Here is a 23,161-nt window from a genome sequence, read left to right on the forward strand (position 1 = left end):
TACAATATAACATAACCCTTGCGTGGTATTGATAATCGTTTTTAGTGCTTTGAGTGAAATTTCGATGTGCTACGACGGCGGCTAACCGCGGCGTTAGGCTATGCCTAGAGCGGGTTTGACTTTGCCAGCTCGTCAAACAGCCAAGCCTTGAACTGGGCAAATGCATCGTGCTGGCGGTGGCGGCGGGGGTGGACCAGGTAATGGCCGACGTACCGGACGGAATTGCTCACGTCTCGAAGCGGGCAAACCAGCTTTCCCGACCTGAGTTCTCTATCAGCCAGCATGGTTGATTCCAGCACGACACCCAAGCCATCAACAGCGGCTGAAATCCCCATGGAGCTACGATCGAACGCCAAACCAAAATGGGAGGGGGTTTGCATGCCGTTAGCGGCAAACCAGCCTTTCCATTGCACAGATTGCCCGTCGCTTTGAATCAAGCTTTGCGAGTAGAGATCCTGCGGGGATCGGATCTGGCTGGCCAGCTCTGGACTGCACAGCGGCGTCAGCTCCTCAATCAGCAGTGGGATTTTTTCGTGTGCGGTGCGGTGGGGTTCGCCGTAGACGATATCCAGATCGAAATCGTCGTTTTCAAAGGTGGCGTAGTCCGTGCTGGCGGAGATTCTAAGCTCAATGCCGGGATGTTCGCGGACAAAACTCGTCAGCCTTGGAACGAGCCACTGACTGGCAAAAGTCGGAGCCGTATGCAGGCGCAGAGGAGCAGCTGGCTCAGCCGTTGCGATCGCAAGTCCTCGGCTCATTTCCTCCAAACCTCTTTGAACATGCTCGAGCAAGACACTGCCCTCAGGTGTGAGGGCAGTGTGGCGGGTACTGCGTGTGAAGAGCGCGATGCCGGCCGCGGTTTCCAGTTTTCGAATTGCGTGGCTTACCGCGCTGGCTGAAAGGTCCAGCTCTTTGGCTGCCATTACGAACGAGCAGGTCCGTCCCGCGGCCTCAAACACCCGCAGAGCTGGTAGGGGCAGGCGTTTGATACCTTTCATTAGTGAATCCCATTCATTGATTGGCGAATTTAAACCTTTTGTCGACCGCTTATTTTTGCATGAAGATCAAGGCGTTGCTCTATCTGTACTCGATGAATTTTTTACATCACTGAATGCAGATATCCCAGGTCACTAACGGAGGACAAGATGACCGAGAGTTCACTTACACACGCCGAAGATGTGTTTGCACGACTGTCTACTCACGCATGGCGCATCCGCCGATTCGCCCTGCGGATGGGCGAAGTACAAGGCCAAGGGTACGTAGGTCAGGCGCTTGGTTGGGCAGATGTATTGGCTGTCGCCTACTGCCACGCGATGAACATCCAGGCCAATGACCCAGAGTGGGATGGTCGGGACCGCTTCCTTCTTTCACACGGTCACTACGCCATTGCGCTTTACGCGGCACTTCTTGAAGCGGGCGTGTTGCCGGAAGAGGAGCTGGAGACCTACGGCTCCGACGACAGCCGACTGCCAATGTCTGGTATGGCCACCTACACCCCGGGCATGGAGATTTCGGGTGGCTCACTTGGGCAAGGTTTGGCGATCGCGGTTGGGCAGGCCCTAGGCTTGCGAATGAAGGGCAGCTCTTCCTTTATCTACAACTCCATGTCGGATGGTGAGCTGGACGAAGGCGCGGTATGGGAAGCAGCAATGTCTGCCTCTCACCACAAACTTTCGAATCTCATCAACCTGGTCGACATCAATCGTCAGCAAGCTGATGGACCGTCCCACGACATCCTCCAGTTTGAACCGTTGGTAGACAAGTGGGCAGCCTTTGGCTGGCATGTCCAGCGGGTTGATGGCAACGATTTGCAGGCGGTTATCGATGCGTTCGATCAAGCTCGGGCAGTTACTGGGGACAAGCCACGGGTGATTTTGTTCGACACACTGATGGGCAAGGGTGTGCCGTTTTTGGAGAACCGTGACAAGAATCACTTCATCCGAGTTGAGCCGGACGAGTGGCAGCGAGCTATTGCCGACCTCGATGAGATCTATGCGCCAAGGAGCCAACAGTGACTGCCGCCAATCCTGCAAAACCGAAACTCACCACTTCTTCGATGATCGCATCCATCGCGAGTGAAGGGCAGCGCACGACGTCAGCGCCTTTCGGTCACGCGTTGGTGAGGGAGGGCGAAAAGAACCCCCGGATCGTCGGCATGACTGCCGACCTCGGCAAATACACAGACCTCCACATCTTCGCTCAGAAATACCCCGAGCGCTTTTTGCAGATGGGCATGGCCGAACAGCTGCTGATGGCTGCTGCCGGCGGTATGGCTAAGGAAGGGTTCGTTCCATTTGCGACGACTTACGCTGTTTTTGCCACGCGGCGCGCGTATGACTTTATTCACCAGGTAATCGCTGAGGAAAACCTCAACGTAAAAATCTGCGCTGCATTGCCGGGTTTGACCACGGGCTATGGGCCGAGCCACCAAGCTACCGAAGATTTGGCCATGATGCGCGCGATCCCGCAGATGATGGTGATTGATCCTTGCGATGCGCTTGAAACCGAGCAATGCGTTGCAGCGATTGCTCAGCATCAGGGGCCTGTGTACATGCGGCTTCCTCGGGGTCGGGTCCCGCTGGTACTCGATGAGTACGACTATAAATTCGAGCTGGGCAAAGCGAAGCTGCTGCGTGATGGCAAGGACGTTCTGATTATTGCCTCTGGTTTGATGACCATGCGCTCCCTTGAGGTGGCTGACGCTTTAGCAAAAAGCTCGATCGAGGCCGCAGTCCTTCACGTTCCAACGATAAAACCGCTTGATGCTGAAACCATCCTTGAGCAATGCCGTCGCTCCGGTCGCTTGGTAGTAATCGCCGAAAACCACACCCAGATTGGCGGGCTCGGCGAAGCTATCGCGATGAGCCTTCTCCAAGCTCGAGTACACCCCGAGGTTCGCCATGTTGCACTCCCGGATCAGTTCCTCGATGCAGGTGCGCTGCCCACCCTGCATGACCGTTATGGCATCTCGACGGATGTGATGGTTGCGAACATTCAGCAATGGCTGAACTGAGCTAGCTGCTGATATCCGCTTCGCTGTCGCCGCTCTGCACTACTACTACCCACTGCCTGGGTGTGTAGGGCGGCCTTCGGTTGAGGCTCACTGGATTCCCCGTCACTGAATCGTCCCAATAAATATAAAGGAGATGGCGATGCAAAAAGACTCAGGTCTTCTGAGGAAGAAGCGCGTCTGGATCTATGCGTTTCTGTTCACGCTGACGTTGATCAATTACGTTGATCGGGTATCGCTTTCGGTTGCGTCGAAAGTGCTGAAGGAAGAGTTCGACATTTCGCCTGTGGCCATGGGCTACCTGTTCTCCTCCTTCGTCTGGCTGTACTTCCTCGCCCTGATTCCTATGGGCTACCTGGTCGGCCGCTTCGGGCCTAAAAAGGTCAATGGTTATGGTATCGGCGTATGGTCTGTCGCTACCGCCTGCACGGCTTTCTCTACAGGGTTCATCTCTTTGCTCAGCTGCCGGCTGATCATGGGCATGGGGGAGGCGACCACCTATCCCGCCGGCGCGCGTGTCATCCGCGAATGGATGCCGATGAAAGAGCGTGGCATGGCTACTGCCGTCTTCCATAGCGGCAGTCTTGTGGGTCCCGCTGTCGGTGCTATCGGCTTTGGGTGGCTCATCAGCACGTTCGGTTGGCGAATTGCTTTTGTGGTTGCTGGTGCTCTGGGCTTCATCTGGCTCGCCGCTTGGCTCAAATGGTACAGCCACCCTTCGAAAGCCCCTTGGCTGGGTGAGGATGAGCGGCAGGAAATTATTCAGGGCGGCGCTAGTGGTCAGGGCGATCAGTTGGACACGCCGTCACTTGGCCTCTCAGGGCTAGCGCGTTCTAGCACCATGTGGGCGATTGCTTTGTCCCACGGATGCGCTGTCTACGCGACTTACTTCTTCCTGACCTGGCTCCCTAGCTACCTTCAGGCTGAGAAGGGGCTGACGGTGATGACGAGCGGGATCTACACCGCAATTCCGTACCTGGGCGCCGCCGTACTGGCGATTCTCATCGGTCGTCTCAGTGACAAGGTGATGCGCCCTGGGGCGGCTGAGTCTGGTCAGCGCCGCATGGTTGTCGCCAGCGTGCTCCTTGCATCTGCCGTGATCTTCCTTGTTCCCGCCTTGGATAACACATGGGCAATTCTGTTTGTGATCACTATCTCCCTCGCCACATGTGCCTCGGCGGTTTCGCTCAATTTGTCGCTGGTGAATGACCTCGTTCGCTCTGAGGACGATGTCGGCACGGCAGCTGGATTCATCACCGCTGTGGGCAACTTATTTGGATTGCTGGCTCCGATTGTGACGGGCTACGTGGTTGCGGGCTCAGGCAGTTTCGCCCTCGCGTTCGTTGTTGTCGGTGCACTGCTCGTCGTGGGTGCCATGTTGTCGATGTTCTGTACCCGCCGCCCGATTGGCGTCCTCACGTCTGGCTCAATCGCAGTCGCGAGCTGATTCACCTGCCTGGTTTTTCTGAAGTAAGGAAGCATTAGAGTCATGAGCTTAAGTAGTAGCAGTGTGTCGCAGGAAGAGGGACAAGCCCGGCTTGTCCCTGGAGCTGGATGGCGGTGGGCGACAGCTAGTGTGTCCATAGCGCTCGGATTGTTTGGCATAGCCTTGCTTGTTGGAGGCGTGTGGCTAATAGCCCTCGGTGGGAGTTGGTACTACGGATTGGCCGGGGCTGGGTCGTTGTGCACGGCTGTACTGTTGTGGCGACAGCGCCAGGGGGCGCTGTACCTCTTTGCTGTGATCTGGGGGCTGACAGTTGTATGGGCTCTTTGGGAGGTCGGCTTGAATTGGTGGGGGCTTGTCCCCCGTCTCGTAGCCATGACCGTGATCTTGATTCTGATCCTGCTGCTGTCGCCCGCCTTGCGTCGCGTCCGTCACGACGCCCAGTAAAGAGACTTCTCATGCTTAAGCCCATTACCCACGGTGGCGCGCTCGCCATCGCCATTTCGAGTGCGCTTCTGACACCATCATCATATGCTCAGGAAGGTCTGCCCCAGCCCCAGGTGGGAAGTGACTGGCCTTTCTATGGAGGAGACGACAAGGCGCAGAGGTTTAGCCCCCTCAGCCAGATCACGCCGGAGAACGTAGGGCGTTTGGAACGCGCTTTCGTTTACCACACGCGGGACCTGCCAAACCCAGGGGCGCGATATTCTCCAGAAACAACGCCGCTGAAAGTCGGCAACGATCTGCTCATGTGTTCGGCCAAGAACATCCTGATTTCGATCAATGCAGCCAGCGGCAAGGAGAACTGGCGGTTTGATCCAGGTGTGCCCGATCAAGCAATCCCTCACGCTGCCGCATGTCGTGGGGTCGCTGTATACACGGCGCCAGAACTGCCAGAAACAGCGCAGTGCCGCACCCGTGTAGTTGAGGCTACGCTCGATGCACGCTTAGTAGCAGTGGATCTCCACACGGGTGAGCAATGTCGGGACTTTGGTCAGAATGGCTCAGTCGACCTGTGGGAGGGCATTGGTAAAAAGGTACCGGGTTGGTATGCGGTAACTGCCCCGCCTACGATCGTTAACGGTGTTGTGATCACCGGCGCCCAGGTCCGCGATGGTCAAGATGAAGACGCCCCCTCTGGTGTCATCCGCGGCTACGACGCGGTCACCGGCAAGCTTGCCTGGGCATGGGATCTGGGCAACCCTGACAACGTGCATGGACCCGCAGAAGGGGCTACGTACACTCGGGGTACTCCCAACATGTGGGCAGCTGCGGTCGGTGACGAGAAGCTTGGCTACGTCTACCTACCTATCAGCAACTCGTCGATCGACTACTACGGCTCAAACCGAAGTGAAGCCGAGAACAAGTACTCGACTTCGTTGGTGGCTGTTGACGTGAAAACGGGCAAAGATGTCTGGCATTTCCAGACTATCCGTCATGACGTCTGGGACTACGATTTGGGCAGTCAGCCGACGTTGCTCGATTATCCGGGGAAGGACGGAAAGCCCATTCCTGCTGTCCTCTTGCCCACCAAGCAGGGTGATATCTACATCTTTGACAGAGCTACGGGTGAGCCGCTGATTCCGATTGGAGAAGTGAAAGCTCCGAAAGGTGGTTCGGTAGAGCCAGAGTTCCTTGCCGACACTCAACCGACCTCGGAATGGCACACGCTGCGCAAAGCGCCAAAAACCGAAGCCGATATGTGGGGCTTTTCTCCCCTCGATCAGTTGATGTGCCGTATCCAATTCCGACGCGCGAATTACGAAGGCTATCTGACGCCTCCGTCGGCCGATCGCCCATGGATTCAATACCCCGGCTACAACGGTGGGTCGGATTGGGGCTCTGTTGCGATTGATCCTGTGCGTCGGCTCTTGATCGCCAACTACAACGACATCCCCAACCTCAATCAGCTGATTCCGAGGGAGCAGGCCGATGCAATGGGCCTGAAACCGATCTATGCGCCCAAGGCAGATGAGACGTCGTTGAACAAGGCGGGTAGCAAATCAGGCAAAGGTGAGGGCGGAGCTTCGGTCTATCCCCAAGTCAATGCGCCTTACGCGATCAGCGTGAACGCCGGCTGGCGCAATTGGGGCACAGGTGTCCCTTGCTCTGCACCTCCATACGGTGGCATTCGTGCGATCAGCTTGGATACCGGCAAGACCGTGTGGGATGAGCCTTTGGGAACTGCGCGCCGCAACGGCCCCTTCGGAATTCCTTCGCATCTCCCGTTGAACATCGGCTTGCCTAACAACGGCGGAACGGTGCTGACCGCGGGCGGCCTGATCTTCATCGGCGCCGCGACTGACAACCTGTTCCGTGCGATCGATACCGCAACCGGAAAAGTGGTGTGGGAGGATGTTCTGCCTGTTGGTGCTCAGGCCAACCCAATCTCCTATGAAGTAGATGGAGAGCAGTATGTGCTCGTCTCTGCTTCCGGTCATGCCTTCATGGAGACCGGTACCGGCGACGAAATCATTGCGTACAAGCTACGCAAGTAACACCGGAAAGGGGCGCTCGAATCAGGAGCGTCCCGTTCCCAAATACGTTTAACAGGAGGTATCCATGGATCTTGGTTTGCAGAACAAACGTGTACTCGTAAGCGGCGCCTCAAGAGGCATTGGGCGAGCTATCGTAGAACTCTTCCTGGAGGAGGGTGCTCAGGTCGAGTTCTGTGCACGTGGTCGCCAAGGTGTGGAGAACGCCGAGAGAGAGTTGGGCAACCGTGCCTTTGGTACCGCCGTTGATGTGACTGATGCGAAGCAGGTCGCCTCGTGGGTTTGCGCCGCGGCGGAGCGCATGGGTGGGCTTGATATCGTAGTTCCCAATGTCAGTGCGCTCGCTGGCGGTGAGGATCTTGAGACTTGGCAGCGTGCTTTTGAGACTGATCTCTTGGGCAGTGCAGCCATGGTGAAAGCAGCTCTGCCGTCTCTTCGCAATTCAGGTGCAGGGTCGATCGTGCTGATCTCCAGCGTTTCCGGGCGTGAGGTCGATATGTTCGCTGAGCCCTACGGCATTCTTAAAGCCGCGCTGCTCCATTACGGCAAGACCCTCTCTGCCCGTCATGCGGCCGATGGCATTCGCGTGAATTCTGTCTCACCTGGAAATGTGTATTTCAGTGATGGGGTGTGGGGAGGCATTGAACGCGAGCAGCCTGACACATTCGCCAAGTGCTTAGCTGACAATCCCATGGGCCGTATGGCTACACCTCAGGAGGTCGCCCGTGCAGTAGTGTTCCTGGCAAGCCCTGCTGCGAGCTTCACTACGGGGACTAACCTGCTCGTAGACGGAGGCCTTACCCGCGGCGTCCAATTCTGACCTCATACGGTACGATGTTGTCGTCGATAGCACGGCGGGAACCTCTGGAGATTTGCTAAGGAAGACGTATGAAACTGTACATCTACGAGCATTGCCCGTTCTGTACGCGGGCCAGAATGATTTTTGGTCTGAAGGGGCTTTTCGTCGAGACCTCCGTGATCATGGAGGGTGACGCAGACACTCCAATTCGGCTGATCGGTAAGAAGGCTGTGCCTATCCTCGAACGCCCTGATGGTAGCCACATGGGGGAGAGCCTCGACATCGTTCGGTATGTCGATTCGATTGGCGCTTCGGTGCTCACTGCACCAGTCGATGAGCACTTGGAGGACTGGGTCAAGAAAGCCTGGCCGCCTGCTCTCAAGCTATTCATCCCTCGCTTTACCAAAGGCACGTTTGCGGAGCTGGCCACGCCGGAAGCGCGCGAGTCTTACCGACTGAGGGAGGAGCGGGCGTTTGGCGATCTTCATGGACTGATGAACGCAACGCCCGAACTGCTGGTGGAGGTGAACACGCTGCTGCTTGAGCTTGCTCCACTGCTGAGAGAGAGGGAAAAAATTGGCATGACTGACATCGTCTTGTGGCCAGTGCTCCGGTCTCTAACCATCGTTCAAGGCATCGAGTTCCCTGAGGTTGTACTTCGTTACCTTGGGCGATTAGCTGAGAGAAGCGAGGTGCCGCTGCTCTTCGATCAACAAATCTGAGCGAACCATTTGGCGCTTCCAGCTCGCCCTGGAAGTGCCTGACTCTGCTTTAGCCATGGGCCGCTTTCAGCGAAAGAACCCAGCGGGTTGGGTGGGGGTTAGGAACCTGATGCCTCAGGAGTCCGTGGCTTGATCTTGGCCACAAACGGAGATTGCCTGAGTCGCCATCTATGGCCGCAGGACTCCCGTTGGCAGTCTGCTGAAAATCTTCCAGTCGGTCGTGGCAATTGGGCCTGTGGCCGCTTGTGCTCGAGCAGCCGTGAACCTTCAAACTCCCAAGACCCGTAAATGGCGAATTCCTCATAAAGCACTATGTCTCCGCGTCGGCACTTGGGGCATTTGATATCAATTCGGTCGCCTGCTTTCACGTGAAAACTCCTTCCTGAAGCAATCCACCAACAGTCTGACTGAGCCAATGGCCAGGTCGAAATTACCTGTTGGTCGAATTTTGATGACATCTGACCTCACAGCAGGCTTGGAGATGAAGATCCCTTCATAAACCTTGTAAATCGAGGCTTCCAGCCAATAGGCTTTCGCAACTATTTATCATTCTCATTATCAGGATCTCCTATGCGTTTGTGTGACTTGCCGGGGCGGCAAGAAGCCTGTGTTACTCAGGTGGAGCGAAATGGCGACACGGATCTGGTAGGGCAGCGCTTACAAGATATCGGCTTTGTTCCCGGGGAGCGTGTATCGATAGTCGCGCGTGCGCCCTGGGGCGGTGACCCCGTGCTAGTCCAAGTCGGCAGTACCCGCTTCGCCTTGCGGCTTTCAGAAGCACAAAAGATCCTAGTCAAGGAACCATGATGTCTGATTTACGTTTGGCCTTGGTTGGGACCCCCAACTGTGGAAAGACTGCGCTTTTCAACCTGCTTACAGGGGCAAAGCAGAAGGTTGCCAACTACGCCGGAGCAACGGTTGAACGCAAAGAAGGTGTCGTGCGGACCGCTTCTGGTAAAACCTGTCGAGTTTTGGATTTGCCCGGCACCTACAGCTTGTCTTCTCTTAGCCAGGACGAACAGGTCACGCTGAGAGTGCTCAAGGGCGAGTATCAGGGGGAGCGTCGGCCGGATCTACTTTTGTGTGTCACTGATGCTACCAATCTGCGGCTGCATCTTCGCTTTGTGCTTGAAGTCCAGCGGCTAGGAGTGCCTGCGATTCTGGTGCTCAACATGGCAGATGCGGCGCAAAATCGCGGCATTCTGATCGACACAGCCAAGCTTTCCGAGGCACTGGGAATGCCAGTGCTGGAAACAGTAGCGGTTCGGCGCGACGGGGCGGATGAGCTTCTTCATGCCCTTGATGAGCTGGGTCAGACCATACCGGCGCCGGCACCAGTACAGAATGGGGATTTGCATGCCCGCGTTCGAGAAATTTTAGAAAGCTGCGTGCGAACACCAGCGCTTACCGACAAACGAGTCGATGCAATTGATCGGTGGCTGATTCACCCCGTAGCGGGGCCGCTAGCGCTCCTCGCGGTGATGTTCCTGGTTTTCCAAGGCGTCTACTTGATCGGCAAACCCATCACGGACTGGGTCACAGGCGGCTTTGATGGCTTTTCCACGATGGTCGGAAGCGTGTTACCCGACGGCCCCCTGCAAGGGCTGATATGCGATGGGTTGATAAGCGGTTTAGGGACAGTCCTTGGCTTTATGCCAGAAATTCTGGTCCTGTTTTTCTTCATCTTCGTTCTCGAGGAGTCTGGCTATCTTCCCCGCGCCGCGTTCATCCTTGATCGGTTGATGCGCGGCGTGGGGCTTACAGGCCGCTCCTTCATCCCGTTGCTATCAAGCTTCGCTTGTGCAATCCCCGGGATCATTGGCGCTCGTAGCATCACTGACCGCTATGACAGGCTCACAACGATTCTCGTTGCGCCTTTGATGACGTGTTCAGCGCGGTTGCCCGTCTACGCGCTTTTGATAGGTGCTGTTATTCCCGACATTAAGGTCGCCGGAGTTTTTGGGCTACAGGGCATGGTGCTGCTATGGCTCTACCTAATGGGGATTCTCGGTGCCATGGCGGTTGGCTGGGTGTGCAAGCGCCTGCGTCCCACTGCTATGGAGCAGCCTATCTTGATCATGGAGCTACCGGCCTATCGACTACCCCGCCTACGTGATCTCGCACTGAAGCTTTGGGAAAGGGGATACCTATTTCTCAAGAAGCTGACAGGGGTCATCCTCGCGCTAACCATCATCATGTGGTTCATTTCGAGCTTCCCAGGACCTCCAGACGGAGCTGCTGGCGCTGCTATCGATTACAGCTTGGCAGGTCAACTCGGCAAAGTGCTTCAACCGCTGTTCGCGCCCCTTGGCTTTAACTGGCAGATCACGTTGGCTCTCATCCCTGCGTTCGCGGCGCGTGAGACCGCAGTCGCAACCTTGGCTACGGTCTATTCGGTGGCCAATGCTGATGATGTCGTTTCTCTGAGTCATGCGCTGGCTACTCAGGTCTCGCTCGCCAGTGCGTTGTCATTGATGGTGTGGTTCGCGTTCGCCCCGCAGTGCATGTCCACATTGGCCGTGATCCGCAAGGAGACTGCAAGCTGGAGGCAAGTCGCGCTGGCGTTCACCTATATGTTCGGCGTCGCCTATGCCATCGCCTTTCTGACCTACCAGCTCGTGCAGGTCTTCCAATGAACATGGGGCTGATGATGCAGTATGGGATAGTCAGCGTATTGGTGATCTGCGCGTTGAGAAGTTTATGGCGTCGCTTGCGACCCTCCAAAGCAGGGGGCTGCACAGACGGAGGATGCGGTTCCTGCTCGTCGGGATGTGGGCCCGCCGAACCGAATGCTTCAAGAATTATTGCGCAATCCACCATCCAGGAACGCGCCGCTCAACTCTATCCACCGACAAGCCCTACGCCTACCGCGACGGAAAAACGTGTCCCTCATCACCCTTGAGGTGTCGAGAGCCTCGCACCGGGCCTGTCAAGTCGCTCTAAATCAATGCTTACAGACCGATATGATGAACTGTTTGAACATACGTGATGACTCAGTGCCTTCGTCAGAGGCGCGACTGAGTAGGCCCACGTTTACAGCAGGTATGGAGTCTGCCAGCCTCCGAATGACGACCCGTTTTCCATCAAGCGTATAGTTGCGATGCAAAAAATCTGGAAGTATGGAAATGCCAAAGCCTCGCGAGATCATAGACCGCAAACCTTCCAGGGAGCTGGTGTTGAACCTCAATGAGAACATCGAGGATTCATCTGAGATGAAGGTTTTGAGCGAGTCATCTAGGCCATCGCTTTTAAGCACAATCAAGAGTTGAGACGCTATTTCCTCCAAGCCCAGAATTGTTTTGGACGCCGCCAAGCTGTGGAGCGGTGACATCCAAAGCTGCTGCTTTGAGCTAAAAAGCTCGGTGTAAACAATATCGTTGGGTAATGCCTCGTCAGCTCCCAAGGTAATCGCTAAGTCGATGCGTCTCTGCCTGAGGGCTGAAACCATTTCATTCCTATCAAGCTCGACCAGGTCAATCGGCTGGTAAGGAAAGCTACGGACGTACCGCGTAAGGTAGTCAGGCATGAAATAGCCCAGCATCAGCGCCGTGACTCCTACCCGAACGGGATCCGCTTGAGTTTCCGTCCTTCTCAGTTCAACTAGGGCCTGCCGTAAGCTGAGGACAATACCCCGAGCATGACCTTCAAAACGCTGGCCTTCGACGGTCAGACGGACTCCGTGCCGCTCGCGTTCGAAAAGCTTGCTTCCCAGGATGTCCTCCAACTGTTGGATTGCAACAGTCATAGCGGACTGAGAAACGTTAACGTTTTCAGCAGCTTGGGAGAATCTCCCGGCTTCAGCGGCTGCTAGGAAGTACCTCAGATGCCGCATCGAAATCTCGGTTTCTTTTGACATTAGATAAACAGATACCTAGATAAAAGTTTTTTGCGTTTTACAGAACTCACTATGCCTTCGTAAGCTCAGTCCTGTCTACGGCACCGAATCGTAGATAGCGGTAGAGCTAGCATCTGTTTTTGCTTAATAGCAGTGCACAGAATGCAGCGCCGCACCAAGCAAGGGCGTACAAGAAAAATCTAATAAGACGCGCGCCATGTTTTTTTCTTTACTGCCCGTTTTTCATAAGCCGTCCATGAGGGTGGCTTAACCAAAATCAGACCTCGTGCCTACTGCATATTTTGTGGCGGCGAGAAGGTTAGAAAAAGGTGGAGCATGGGCAGTTTGAATTCCGGTGATTTAGTCGACCAGTTGCCAGCGTCGGCAAGACCCTTCCAGTTTGATGACAGCGTCGAGCAACCGCGCGGAATTGCGCCTCGGTATGTCTTATCTGCTCTAGTCATTTCTTTTGCCATGCATTTCAGTGCCGTGTGGGTATTGAGCTTGCAAGAGACAGCTCCTTTGCAAGAACCACCGAAGGTGCCTGAAATGGCCATCGAGTTCGCAGCGCCGCCGCCACCACCTCCGCCACCTCCGCAAGTTGAGCCCGAGCCCGAGCCAGCAGAGGAGGCGAAACCGGTGGTCGAGGATGCTCCGCCGCCGCCGAAGCCGAAGGTTGTTCCTAAGCCTGTGCCTAAACCGAAGCCAAAACCACAGCCTAAACCGGTCCCGCAACCACCACAGCCGCCGCAGCCTGCGCCACCGCCGACTGCCCCGACTCCACCTGCGCCTCCACGGGAGACTCAGCCTTTGGCATCAGCGGCTGGCCTTCACAACCCTCCGCCACGTTATCCAGCGCAGGCGCAGAAAAGAGGGCAAGAGGGCACTGCTGTGCTCCGAATTCGCGTACTTGCCAACGGACGTGCTGGCGAGGTTCAGATCCAGCGCTCCAGCGGTCATAAGTCTCTTGATGACGCGGCCGTAGAAGCAGTGAGGGGATGGAGCTTTGTACCGGCCAAACGTGGGGACACGGCAATAGACGGCTGGGTTGCCGTTCCCCTGACTTTCAAACTGAATTGACCCGCACCAACGCCTGAGGACTTAATCATGCAAGCTGATTTGTTTAACCCATTCTCGTCTGTTGAGCACGCAACCATCTGGCTGCTGGTGTTGTTTTCCATTCTCACCTGGGCCATTGCGCTCATGAAGGGTGTGCAGTTTGGTCAACTGAAAAATGAAGACAAGCGTTTTCGTCGTGACTTCTGGGAGGCTAGGAATCTCGAAGAAGCGATCCTAAAAACGGCTGACCAACCAGGACCGACAGCTCGGATGGCTCGAGCTGGCTTTAAGGCAATTCAAGTTAAGCAGTCAAAGCAACCGGATCTGACTCAAGCGATTAATAGGCAGGACCGGCTCGAGCGTGCACTTCGTCAGCAGATCCAGCGTGAGCGCCGGACTCAAGAGTCAGCGTTGGCAATCCTTGCATCGGTTGGCTCTACATCTCCATTTATTGGTCTCTTTGGGACCGTTTGGGGAATCATGGAAGCGCTCAAAGGCATTAGCCTTTCTGGCAGCGCGAGCCTTGAAACCGTTGCAGGCCCAATCGGTGCGTCCTTGATCGCCACGGGTGTTGGCATTGCTGCCGCGGTTCCCGCAGTACTTGTGTACAACTACTTCCTGCGGCGTTTGAAAAGTAACGCAGCAGATCTCGATGATTTTGCGCACGACTTTTACGCCCTTGCGCAGCAGAGTGCATTCCAGCTTCAGGAACCGGTGGCGCAGTCGCGCAGTGCAGTTAAAGAGGTAAGCTGACATGGCATTCTCGACTCAAGATAGCGACGAAGTACTCTCAGAGATGAATGTAACGCCACTGGTAGATGTGATGCTTGTCCTGCTTGTGGTGTTTATTGTTACTGCTCCAATGCTGACTAATTCGATACCCATCAATTTGCCTAAGACTGATGCGGTGGCACCGGCTGATCAAAAAGATCCTCTCGTTGTAAGTATCAACGAAGAAGGTCGGTTTTATGTGAATAAGGACGAGATTCAATTTGAGTCCTTAGAGGCAAACCTCACCGCTGCAAAGCAGGCAAGCCCAGATGTCCGTGTTCAACTGAAAGCCGATGATGGCGTGAATTATGGTCAGGTGGCTAAGGCAATGGCTGCAATCGAGAAGGCGGGTATCACCAAGTTGTCGGTACTAACCGCTCGCTAAAGGATATGCGCAGTGATCTAAAAGCTTGACAGTTTCTGCACGCATTAATGATGTGCCGTATGCCACTTGCTACCCAGGCTATCCAGGATAGAGAGTTATGAATTTTCGTAAGCTGAGGCCATTTTTAGCGGCTTCCTTCTTGATGTCACAAGCGGTTCTTGCCACGCCGCAGCCTGCATTGACGCTCTATGGTGACACGCCCCGTTATGCAGCTGGATTCGAGCATTGGGACTATGTAAATCCCAATGCTCCGAAGGGAGGCATCCTGCGAATGGCACTGCCTGATCCCGTTCCGTTCGATCATCTGATCCCATATGTGGACGACGGAATGGGGCTAGCGCAGATTGACCAATGGGTATATTCACCGCTTGCTGTCCAAGCGCTTGACGACCCTTACGCAGTTTACGGCTTGGTTGCCCAAGGTATCGAGACCGCGCCTGACTCTAGCTGGGTCCGCTTTTCAATCAACCCGGCTGCCAGGTTTGCTGATGGAACGCCTATCACCGCGCGTGATGTGAAATACACATTTGACTTGTTGATGACGCAGGGCAGCCTGCGCTATCGGATGCAATATGCGGGTGTGAAGTCAGTCACTGTTGAGTCGGATAGAGAAGTACGTTTCGAGTTCAAAACCCCTGGAAATCGAAAACTCGCTATGAGTCTAGCGGATCTACGCCCGCTGCCCGAACATTGGTGGAAATCTCGAGATTTTTCCAAGGGCGGTGGATTTGAGCCTCCATTGGGTAGTGGTCCCTATCATGTTTTTAGCGTGGATCCTGGTCGGAGCGTAGTGTTCGCAAGAAACCCGGAGTGGTGGGGTAAGGATTTACCAGTTAACAAGGGGCAGTACAATTTTGAACGTATAAAAGTTGATGTCTTTACCGACGATACCGTGGCGCGTCAGGTGCTGATCGGTGGTGATTACGACCTGCGAATAGAAAAATCTGCTGCCGGGTTTGCAGTTGGGTATCAAGTGGATGCACTTAAGGACGGCCGCTTACAGAAAGATCACTTAGCAAAAGGAGAAATTTCTGGGCCGCAGGGGTTCATATTTAATCTCCAGCGTCCTGCGCTGAAAGATGTTCGGACACGCCAAGCCGTTGCCCAGCTGTGGGATTTTGAGTGGACCAACCGCAGCATGTATTACAACCAGTATCAGCGGCTGCAAAGCTTCTTTCCAAATAGTAACCTGGCCGCGACTGCGCTTCCAGACGAACAAGAGTTGGCGATCCTGGAACCTTTCCGTAATGAGGTGCCAGAGCAGGTTTTCAAACAGGTGTTCCAGACGCCAACTACCGACGGAAGCGGTGATATTCGCGATCACCAACTGGCGGCACTTGAACTGCTAAAAGCAGCGGGATGGCGCCCCAAAGGGAAATATCTCGTAGACGCGGAAGGTCAGCCGTTAGTTATCAACTTCATCGCGATTCAAAAGAGTTTTGAACGCGTATTCTTGCCCTTCAAACGTAACCTCGCGCAGATTGGGGTGACGTTAAACATCCGTATTCTGGACGCTGCGCAGTTCCAGCAAAGGCTTATGCGTCGTGATTTTGATCTGACCATCTCTCGGTTGCCGATGACCGCAGCACCGGGGCGTGAACTCTTTAGTTACTTTGGTTCCGCCGCGGCCACTGACCCGGGGGCAATGAACTTCTTTGGCTTGAAAAGTCCAGTGGTGGATAGGCTAATCGACGGCGTAGTGAACGCCAATTCTCAGGGCAGCCTTATTCACCATGCGCGAGCACTCGACCGAGTCTTGCAGTGGAATTATTACTGGATTCCCAGCTATGCAAACCGCGGCACAGGCGTCGTCTGGTGGAATCGGTTTGGCAGGCCGGCAAAAGAACCAGAGTTAAAGCTTAGCTTCGATACTTGGTGGCAGGTTAGCGAAGTTGCACTCAATAGTCGGCAAATGGAACAGCAAGTGGCTGCTACCGCTAACCATTCGCAGAAGGAGTTCTAAGTGGCTTCCTACATTATTCGCCGGCTGTTACTGATCATTCCGACGCTGCTGTGCATTCTTCTAATCAACTTCGTGATTGTTCAGTTTGCTCCTGGTGGCCCTGTGGAACAGGCAGCAGCACGACTGCAAGGGTTGTCTGGCCCAGCTTCAGGCTTGAGCAGCTCAGCGGAAGGGGCTAGTGCAGGGGCGGGCTTTTCACTGTCTCCGGAATTACTCCAACAGATCAAAGAGCGGTATGGGTTTGATAAAAGCCCGATCGAGCGGTTCGGGATGATGATAAGGCAATATGCCCTATTTGATTTCGGTGAAAGTTTTTTTCGAGGTGCTTCAGTCAATGATTTGGTGCTCCAAAAGTTGCCGGTAACCCTATCGATTGGGTTTTGGTCTCTGTTGATTACCTATCTAGTATCGATTCCATTGGGGATACGAAAGGCAGTGCGCAATGGTACCCGCTTCGACGTATGGACAAGCTGGGTAATCGTTACGGGATATGCAATGCCAGGCTTCCTGTTCGCAATGCTACTGCTAGTGTTCTTCGCTGGCGGGTCGTACTTCAACTGGTTCCCAGTCCGTGGGCTGGTTTCAGATGGCTTTGAGCAGCTATCTTTTGTAGGGAAAGTGGTTGACTACTTGTGGCACTTGGTTCTTCCGGTAACTGCATTGGTGACGAGCAGCTTTGCCGCTTTGACGATCTTGACTAAAAACAGCTTCCTGAATGAGATTGGTCGTCAATACGTAACAACAGCGCGTGCGAAAGGACTTACAGAGAATCAGGTCCTCTATAAACATGTGCTGCGAAACGCGATTCTTTTGGTGGTGTCAGGTGTGCCTGGTGCGATGGTGTCAATTTTCTTCGGTGGGGCATTGCTGATTGAGGTTGTTTTTTCTCTTGATGGAATGGGCAGGCTTGGCTATGAATCAGCAGTTGCTAGAGACTATCCCGTAGTGTTCGGTCTTCTTTTTCAATTTACTCTGGCAGGATTGTGCCTCAAGTTGATTGGCGATATTTGCTATTCCTTGATAGATCCTCGCATCAACCTCGCGGCGAGGAACGCCTGATGCTAGTTCTTACACCCATTGGTCAGCGACGTTGGAATCGATTCAAACAGAATCGTAGAGGGTGGTGGTCACTTTGGGTTTTTCTTACGCTCACCATATTGTGTTTGTGCAGCGAGATGATCGCTAACGATAAGCCCCTGGTGATGAGCGTTAAAGGAGAGCTATTTTTCCCGGCTTTTGTAAGCTACACCGAGCAGGAGGTCGGAGGTCAATTGCCGTTTGAGCCCGATTACAAGAGTCGCTACGTTAAAAATCTTGTAGAGAAAGAGGGTGGATGGATGATGTTTGCTCCGGTCTCATTCAGCTTCGATACGGTTAACTATGATCTTGCAGTCCCAACACCAAGCGCCCCGAGCACGGAAAATTGGTTAGGTACCGATGATCAGGCCAGGGATGTATTTGCAAGGGTGATTTACGGTCTGCGAGTGTCCATTGTATTTGCTTTGGCGATTACTCTCATTAGTTCGGTGATTGGCATAGCAGCAGGAGCAATCCAGGGATATTTTGGCGGCTGGGTTGACTTGGGTGGGCAGCGTTTGCTCGAAGTGTGGGCAGGTCTTCCTGTGTTTTTCATGCTGATCATTCTTTCGGGATTCATCGAGCCGGGGTTTTGGTCGATGCTAGGAATAGTCGCTGTATTCACTTGGACCGCGTTGGTTGAGGTGGTGCGAGCTGAGTTTCTTCGCGGTCGTGGCTTGGAGTATGTAAAAGCCGCTAGAGCCTTGGGGCTGAGCAATCGGACGATTATGTATCGGCACATTTTCCCAAATGCACTCACGGCAGTCGTTTCATTCCTTCCATTTGTTGCTACCGGCACGATCGGAGCCCTATCAGCTTTGGACTTCCTGGGCTTGGGAATGCCGTCCGGTAGCCCGTCAATGGGGGAGTTAATCGCCCAAGCACGAGATAACTTGCAAGCGCCTTGGCTAGCACTGACTGCTTTCGTAGCCATGGCAATGCTCCTCTCCCTTCTGGTTTTCATCGGCGAAGCCTTGCGCGACGCATTTGACCCGAGGTCCTGACATGAGCCAGAAACTAGTTCAAATCGCAAATTTGCAGGTTGCATTCAACGAGCGTGAAGTCGTCCACACCATCAGTTTTGACATACACAAGGGCGAATGCCTGGCGATCGTTGGTGAGTCCGGGTCGGGTAAGTCCGTAACCGCACATTCCATACTGCAACTGCTGCCTACAGCGACCACCACGGTGAGGGGCAGTATTCGGTATGAAGGAGAAGAGCTTCTAGGGTGTGATCCAGCGCGACTGAGGCAGTTGCGTGGTAACCGGATCGCGATGATATTCCAAGAACCGATGAGTTCCCTCAATCCGTTACAACGTGTAGGCACTCAGGTCGCAGAGGTTTTGCGGGTTCACCAAGGAATGAGTGAAGGGGAGGCCTCCGAGCGAACGCTGGGGCTGCTGGAGCTGGTTGGCATCCCGCAGCCGGAATACAGGATGCGCGCTTACCCCCATGAACTGTCTGGTGGCCAGCGTCAGCGTGTAATGATTGCGATGGCATTGGCATGCGAACCGGACTTGCTAATCGCCGATGAACCGACTACTGCCTTGGACGTGACTGTACAAGCCAAGATCATCGATTTACTGCGCGAGCTTCAGGGCAAGCTCGGCATGAGTCTGTTGATCATTAGCCACGATTTACATGTGGTACGTCGCATTGCCCAGCGCGTGGTAGTGATGCGTAAAGGGGAAATCGTGGAGCAGGGCGACTGCGAACAAGTGTTCGATGCGCCTGCTCATCCCTATACCCAAGAGCTACTAAATAGTGAGCCAGAGGGCTCACCTTATGCAAAAAGCGACCAGGGTGTTCTCCTCAGCGTTAAGGATTTGCGCGTTTGGTTTCCAATCCGTAGCGGGTGGTTTAACCGAAAGCCCAAATTTATTAAGGCTGTTGACGGAGTAGGGTTTCAGCTGGCGCGCGGCCAGACCTTAGGGATTGTCGGCGAATCGGGATCGGGAAAGTCTACCTTAGGACAGGCAATTTTGCGCCTCCAAGAATCGCAAGGTTCTATTTCATTTGCGGGAGAGCGGCTCGATCAACTTAACTCCAAGCAGATGCGCCCTTGGCGCAAAAAGATCCAAGTGGTTTTTCAGGATCCCTACGGAAGTCTCAATCCCAGGATGACAGTCGGTCAGATCATTTCTGAAGGGCTTGAGGTGCAGGGATATGGAAAGCCTGAGCAAAATCAGCGAGTCATTCGTGCGCTTGAAGAAGTAGCTTTGGATCCTGAATGCCAGCACCGATACCCCCACGAATTTTCAGGTGGACAGCGGCAACGCATAGCCATTGCACGCGCTCTGGTTTTGGAACCGGAGTTAATCTTGCTCGACGAGCCAACTTCCGCGCTTGACAGAACTGTGCAGAAGCAAGTTGTCGAGCTGTTGCGCAGTCTTCAAGTGAATCGTGGACTAACTTACATTTTCATTAGTCATGACTTGGCTGTGGTTAAAGCGCTGGCTCACGATTTAATGGTGGTGAAGGAAGGCAAAGTGGTCGAGCATGGGCCCGCTAAGTTGCTGTTTGCCCAGCCACGCCACCCCTACACAAAAGAGCTATTCAGGGCTGCATTCGTATGCGAAGAATCCGAACGAGAGTTTGGATGAGCGTGCCTGAGTAGCTTTGCATCGCAGACAACAAAAAGAAATAGAACCCATAAAACCTGCCAGGCCAATAATAAAGCGGAGTAAGTATGGATCACTGCAAGCTAAAGCGGTTGAGTGTCGCTGTTGCCAATGCTATCAGGTGTTCGTCAAAGCACTGTCACGCCGTAGTCCTTCTTAGCGCTGCGAGCTTGGCTTTTCCTGTCATGGCGGAAACAGGAAACAACAGCGACAGCTCGATGGCTACCCAGGAAGAGGTGCCGGTCGGCACTTTACAGGGAGTCATGGTCACCGCTAACAAGCGTGACGAAGAGGCGAAGGATGTTCCGATGTCTATCTCGGCTGTACGGAGTGATACGTTGATCCAGGAGGGCACTCCTACGATTGAAACCTTTTACACAAAAGTTCCGGGTTTGAGCCTTTCCTCGAGCCCTGGCGGCAGGACTGAGGTCGCAATGCGTGGCGTTACGACTGGTGCAGCAGCTGCTGGCAACCCCGTGGTTGGCTTCACGATCGATGATGCGCCTTTCGGCGGGTCCACTTTCGTCGGCGGGTCAAGCGTACTCGTTCCTAACATTGATCCTTTTGATCTAGACCATATTGAAGTTCTCCGGGGTCCACAGGGGACTCTCTACGGCGCGTCTAGCTTGGGCGGGCTCATAAAATATGTGACCGTAAAACCGGATACGAACAAATTTAGTGGTCAGCTTCAAATTGATGGCTCAATGGTAGACCATGGGGGGACTGGGTATGGCGCGCGCGGAGCTGTAAACCTCCCCATCATTTCGAACACCTTTGCGCTGCGCTTGAGTGCTTTCGATAGAGAGGATCCGGGTTGGGTTGACGATCCCCGACTAGGCAAAACGAATGTGAATGCTACCCGAACTACCGGTGGCCGTATTTCGAGCCTGTGGTTCCTCAACGATGAGATCACCGTACGCACGTCCTACCTACAGCAGCACACTGATGCTTACGCAGGTGCGGGGATTGACCGTACAAGTGCTTATGGCTCCTGGGTTGACGGTGATAATGACCATCGACGTGTAGACGAGGCAGATGGTTATTCGCGGACAATTAGATTTCTTGATACCAATGTAGAGGCAGATCTCGGATGGGCAACCCTTACCTCAGTCTCGGCCTATAGTGAGATTCGCAACAAAATTGGCCAGGATCTAAGTTCCAGTTTCGGATATTTGATCACGAGACAAGTCCCCGTGCTTGGAGCTGCATTGGGTTACGATCCCTCCACCATGGGGATGCGGTCTGAGACGCCAACTAGCGTGAACAAATTCTCGCAAGAACTGCGGTTGGACTCCCCTCAAGACGGGCGTGCATTTGACTGGCGTACCGGGTTGTTCTTTACCCGTGAATTGGTCTCTACCGGGCAGGATGTGTATATCGCTGATATCCAGACTGGTGTGAACCTAGGGCGACCTTCGCTTTATGACCTGGGAAGCGAGTTGGACTACCGAGAAACGGGTGCATACGCGATGGGAACCTATCATTTTACCGAACGGTTCCAGTTGCAGGCAGGTGTGAGGGCGGCACATAACAAGCAACGCTTTACGGACAGTACTGGTGGGCTGTTGAACGGTGCAACTGCGACAACGTTCTCTAAATCCCAAGAGACTGGCTACACCTTCATGGTCAGCCCTTCTTATAAAATCACTGAAGACCTGATGGTCTATGGTCGCGTCGCCACAGGCTATCGTCCTGGCGGTCCTAACCCGTCTAGTAATGTAAGTTCATCAATTCCAAGCTCATATGATTCAGATACAACTACTAACTATGAGCTTGGCCTGAAGGGTGAATTCTTCGATAAAACCCTATCCCTTGAAACCGCGCTGTTCTACATTGACTGGAAAGATGTTCAAACCACCCTTACAGACTCAGCCAGTAGCTTTAACTATATGGCAAATGGAGGGAAGGCTCGTAGTCAAGGCATCGAGAATAGCTTTACCTGGTTGCCGACCGATCGCCTTACGATCAATGGAACCTTGACCTATACCGATGCGCGATTTGTCGAGGCTGATCCACGCAATCCGGTAGTGCAAAACGGTGATCGCTTGCCTTACTCCCCGCGCTGGAGTAGCTCTCTCTCTGCGACTCAAGAGTTTCCCATTCTGGGGGCTTATACCGGGTATGCGGGGGCTACGGTCACGTATATGGGGGATCGTGGAGGAAGCTTCCCGAATCGGGCCACTAGCACTCGTTTCACTTTGCCGTCCTACACAACTGTAGACCTTAAAGGTGGAATCAGAGCAGGGGATTGGGATGCCAGCCTCTACGTACGTAATCTGTTTAATCGAGATTCACTCGTAGGAACAGGTGGTCGCAATACGTTCGCAACTGATAACGATGTGTTCACTGACACGCGTTTGCAACCTAGAACCGTTGGTGTGTCACTTTCAACACATTTCTAATAATTTGCTGGGTGCGGCCTCATCATTTAGGAGGTCGCCTCAGTGGTGCCACTGCAAGAGGTTTATGGTATGGGCTTAACTGAGGCAAGATTAACTGAACTTGGCATCACGCTACCGCAAGAAAGATTTACTGCTGAAGGTGTAAGGCTGCCTTTTCCCTTTGTAAAGGTAGACGGCACGCGAGTATTTATCTCTGGTCACGGGCCCATGGGCGGAACGCCCGTAGGTGTGAGCCATAAATTAGGTAAGGTTGGTCAAGAGCTTTCCGTCGAAGAAGGGTATCTAGCAGCTCGATATACCGCCATCAGTATTTTGGGCAGTCTTAAGCTTGAACTTGGAAATCTAGATCGGATTCGTTGCTGGCATAGAATTTTCGGTATGGTAAATAGCGCTCCTGGATTTACTGAGCAACCTAGTGTCATCAACGGTTTCTCCGATTTGATTCTCGAGGTTTTTGGCGCAGAACGTGGAAAGCACACGCGCAGCGCTGTTGGCATGTCGGAATTGCCATTTAATATCCCGGTAGAGATCGAGGGCGAGCTGGCGATATTTTCGGAATTCACTGAGGCTTGAATCA

General features: G+C 54.0%; 19 protein-coding genes. 17 read left to right on the top strand and 2 right to left on the bottom strand.

What is annotated here, in order from left to right; all coding sequences use genetic code 11:
• Positions 1 to 104: 104 nt before the first annotated feature.
• Positions 105 to 998, bottom strand: coding sequence for a LysR substrate-binding domain-containing protein (locus BUQ73_RS08055; protein WP_079227359.1), 894 nt, complete (start codon positions 996 to 998; stop codon positions 105 to 107).
• 147 nt (positions 999 to 1,145) lie between these two features.
• Between BUQ73_RS08055 and BUQ73_RS08060 the strand changes: the two genes are divergently transcribed.
• From BUQ73_RS08060 to feoB, 8 genes are all read left to right on the top strand, one after another.
• Positions 1,146 to 2,015: a transketolase gene (locus BUQ73_RS08060; protein ID WP_079227360.1), complete on the top strand. Its 870-nt coding sequence runs from the start codon at positions 1,146 to 1,148 to the stop codon at positions 2,013 to 2,015.
• A 41-nt stretch (positions 2,016 to 2,056) separates the two neighbouring features.
• Complete coding sequence (locus tag BUQ73_RS08065) at positions 2,057 to 3,013, top strand: transketolase family protein (RefSeq protein WP_079230501.1); 957 nt, start codon at positions 2,057 to 2,059, stop codon at positions 3,011 to 3,013.
• Between the two features lie 139 nt (positions 3,014 to 3,152).
• A complete protein-coding gene (locus BUQ73_RS08070) occupies positions 3,153 to 4,457 on the top strand; it encodes an MFS transporter (protein WP_079227361.1) in 1,305 nt (434 codons plus the stop codon).
• Between the two features lie 455 nt (positions 4,458 to 4,912).
• Positions 4,913 to 6,952, top strand: a complete 2,040-nt coding sequence (locus tag BUQ73_RS08080) for a pyrroloquinoline quinone-dependent dehydrogenase (protein ID WP_079227362.1) — start codon at positions 4,913 to 4,915, stop codon at positions 6,950 to 6,952.
• Between the two features lie 64 nt (positions 6,953 to 7,016).
• On the top strand, positions 7,017 to 7,769 hold the full coding sequence (locus BUQ73_RS08085; protein ID WP_079227363.1) for an SDR family NAD(P)-dependent oxidoreductase: 753 nt from the start codon (positions 7,017 to 7,019) through the stop codon (positions 7,767 to 7,769).
• Between the two features lie 68 nt (positions 7,770 to 7,837).
• Positions 7,838 to 8,470 carry a glutaredoxin 2 gene (grxB, locus tag BUQ73_RS08090; protein ID WP_079227364.1) on the top strand — a complete coding sequence of 211 codons (633 nt, stop codon included), beginning with the start codon at positions 7,838 to 7,840 and terminating at the stop codon, positions 8,468 to 8,470.
• A 570-nt stretch (positions 8,471 to 9,040) separates the two neighbouring features.
• Positions 9,041 to 9,277: a FeoA family protein gene (locus BUQ73_RS28915; RefSeq protein WP_079227365.1), complete on the top strand. Its 237-nt coding sequence runs from the start codon at positions 9,041 to 9,043 to the stop codon at positions 9,275 to 9,277.
• Positions 9,277 to 11,106 carry a ferrous iron transporter B gene (gene feoB / locus BUQ73_RS08100; protein ID WP_079227366.1) on the top strand — a complete coding sequence of 610 codons (1,830 nt, stop codon included), beginning with the start codon at positions 9,277 to 9,279 and terminating at the stop codon, positions 11,104 to 11,106. The genes BUQ73_RS28915 and feoB overlap by 1 nt, the downstream gene beginning before the upstream one ends.
• A 308-nt stretch (positions 11,107 to 11,414) precedes the next feature.
• Here feoB and BUQ73_RS08105 read toward each other — a convergent pair whose 3' ends face one another.
• Entirely contained in the window at positions 11,415 to 12,326 is a 912-nt protein-coding gene (locus tag BUQ73_RS08105) for a LysR family transcriptional regulator (RefSeq protein ID WP_079227367.1), read from the bottom strand.
• 315 nt (positions 12,327 to 12,641) lie between these two features.
• On the opposite strand from BUQ73_RS08105, the gene BUQ73_RS08110 reads away from it, so the two are divergent.
• The 9 genes from BUQ73_RS08110 (at position 12,642) to BUQ73_RS08150 (ending at position 23,157) form a co-directional block, all read left to right on the top strand.
• Positions 12,642 to 13,385, top strand: coding sequence for an energy transducer TonB (locus tag BUQ73_RS08110; RefSeq protein ID WP_079227368.1), 744 nt, complete (start codon positions 12,642 to 12,644; stop codon positions 13,383 to 13,385).
• 27 nt (positions 13,386 to 13,412) lie between these two features.
• On the top strand, positions 13,413 to 14,117 hold the full coding sequence (locus tag BUQ73_RS08115; protein ID WP_079227369.1) for a MotA/TolQ/ExbB proton channel family protein: 705 nt from the start codon (positions 13,413 to 13,415) through the stop codon (positions 14,115 to 14,117).
• Position 14,118: 1 nt separating this feature from the next.
• A complete protein-coding gene (locus BUQ73_RS08120) occupies positions 14,119 to 14,520 on the top strand; it encodes an ExbD/TolR family protein (protein WP_079227370.1) in 402 nt (133 codons plus the stop codon).
• A gap of 97 nt (positions 14,521 to 14,617) precedes the next feature.
• Positions 14,618 to 16,483 (top strand): extracellular solute-binding protein, encoded by a 1,866-nt coding sequence (locus BUQ73_RS08125; RefSeq protein WP_079227371.1) that lies wholly within the window; start codon positions 14,618 to 14,620, stop codon positions 16,481 to 16,483.
• On the top strand, positions 16,484 to 17,542 hold the full coding sequence (locus tag BUQ73_RS08130) for a microcin C ABC transporter permease YejB (protein ID WP_079227372.1): 1,059 nt from the start codon (positions 16,484 to 16,486) through the stop codon (positions 17,540 to 17,542).
• Positions 17,542 to 18,564, top strand: coding sequence for an ABC transporter permease (locus tag BUQ73_RS08135; protein ID WP_079227373.1), 1,023 nt, complete (start codon positions 17,542 to 17,544; stop codon positions 18,562 to 18,564). Before BUQ73_RS08130 ends, BUQ73_RS08135 begins: the two co-directional genes overlap by 1 nt.
• Position 18,565: 1 nt before the next feature.
• A complete protein-coding gene (locus BUQ73_RS08140) occupies positions 18,566 to 20,164 on the top strand; it encodes an ABC transporter ATP-binding protein (RefSeq protein ID WP_079227374.1) in 1,599 nt (532 codons plus the stop codon).
• A gap of 86 nt (positions 20,165 to 20,250) precedes the next feature.
• Positions 20,251 to 22,584, top strand: a complete 2,334-nt coding sequence (locus BUQ73_RS08145) for a TonB-dependent receptor (protein ID WP_079227375.1) — start codon at positions 20,251 to 20,253, stop codon at positions 22,582 to 22,584.
• Between the two features lie 42 nt (positions 22,585 to 22,626).
• Positions 22,627 to 23,157 (top strand): RidA family protein, encoded by a 531-nt coding sequence (locus tag BUQ73_RS08150; protein ID WP_202818630.1) that lies wholly within the window; start codon positions 22,627 to 22,629, stop codon positions 23,155 to 23,157.
• Positions 23,158 to 23,161 lie beyond the last annotated feature (4 nt).

The sequence above is a fragment of the Pseudomonas putida genome, from assembly GCF_002025705.1.
GTDB lineage: Bacteria > Pseudomonadota > Gammaproteobacteria > Pseudomonadales > Pseudomonadaceae > Aquipseudomonas > Aquipseudomonas putida_J.

Coding starts and splice junctions, on each gene's coding strand:
- BUQ73_RS08055 (WP_079227359.1), bottom strand. CDS start 998: ATGAAAGGTATCAAACGCCTGCCCCTACCAGCTCTGCGGGTGTTTGAG.
- BUQ73_RS08060 (WP_079227360.1), top strand. CDS start 1,146: ATGACCGAGAGTTCACTTACACACGCCGAAGATGTGTTTGCACGACTG.
- BUQ73_RS08065 (WP_079230501.1), top strand. CDS start 2,057: ATGATCGCATCCATCGCGAGTGAAGGGCAGCGCACGACGTCAGCGCCT.
- BUQ73_RS08070 (WP_079227361.1), top strand. CDS start 3,153: ATGCAAAAAGACTCAGGTCTTCTGAGGAAGAAGCGCGTCTGGATCTAT.
- BUQ73_RS08080 (WP_079227362.1), top strand. CDS start 4,913: ATGCTTAAGCCCATTACCCACGGTGGCGCGCTCGCCATCGCCATTTCG.
- BUQ73_RS08085 (WP_079227363.1), top strand. CDS start 7,017: ATGGATCTTGGTTTGCAGAACAAACGTGTACTCGTAAGCGGCGCCTCA.
- grxB (WP_079227364.1), top strand. CDS start 7,838: ATGAAACTGTACATCTACGAGCATTGCCCGTTCTGTACGCGGGCCAGA.
- BUQ73_RS28915 (WP_079227365.1), top strand. CDS start 9,041: ATGCGTTTGTGTGACTTGCCGGGGCGGCAAGAAGCCTGTGTTACTCAG.
- feoB (WP_079227366.1), top strand. CDS start 9,277: ATGTCTGATTTACGTTTGGCCTTGGTTGGGACCCCCAACTGTGGAAAG.
- BUQ73_RS08105 (WP_079227367.1), bottom strand. CDS start 12,326: ATGTCAAAAGAAACCGAGATTTCGATGCGGCATCTGAGGTACTTCCTA.
- BUQ73_RS08110 (WP_079227368.1), top strand. CDS start 12,642: ATGGGCAGTTTGAATTCCGGTGATTTAGTCGACCAGTTGCCAGCGTCG.
- BUQ73_RS08115 (WP_079227369.1), top strand. CDS start 13,413: ATGCAAGCTGATTTGTTTAACCCATTCTCGTCTGTTGAGCACGCAACC.
- BUQ73_RS08120 (WP_079227370.1), top strand. CDS start 14,119: ATGGCATTCTCGACTCAAGATAGCGACGAAGTACTCTCAGAGATGAAT.
- BUQ73_RS08125 (WP_079227371.1), top strand. CDS start 14,618: ATGAATTTTCGTAAGCTGAGGCCATTTTTAGCGGCTTCCTTCTTGATG.
- BUQ73_RS08135 (WP_079227373.1), top strand. CDS start 17,542: ATGCTAGTTCTTACACCCATTGGTCAGCGACGTTGGAATCGATTCAAA.
- BUQ73_RS08140 (WP_079227374.1), top strand. CDS start 18,566: ATGAGCCAGAAACTAGTTCAAATCGCAAATTTGCAGGTTGCATTCAAC.
- BUQ73_RS08145 (WP_079227375.1), top strand. CDS start 20,251: ATGGATCACTGCAAGCTAAAGCGGTTGAGTGTCGCTGTTGCCAATGCT.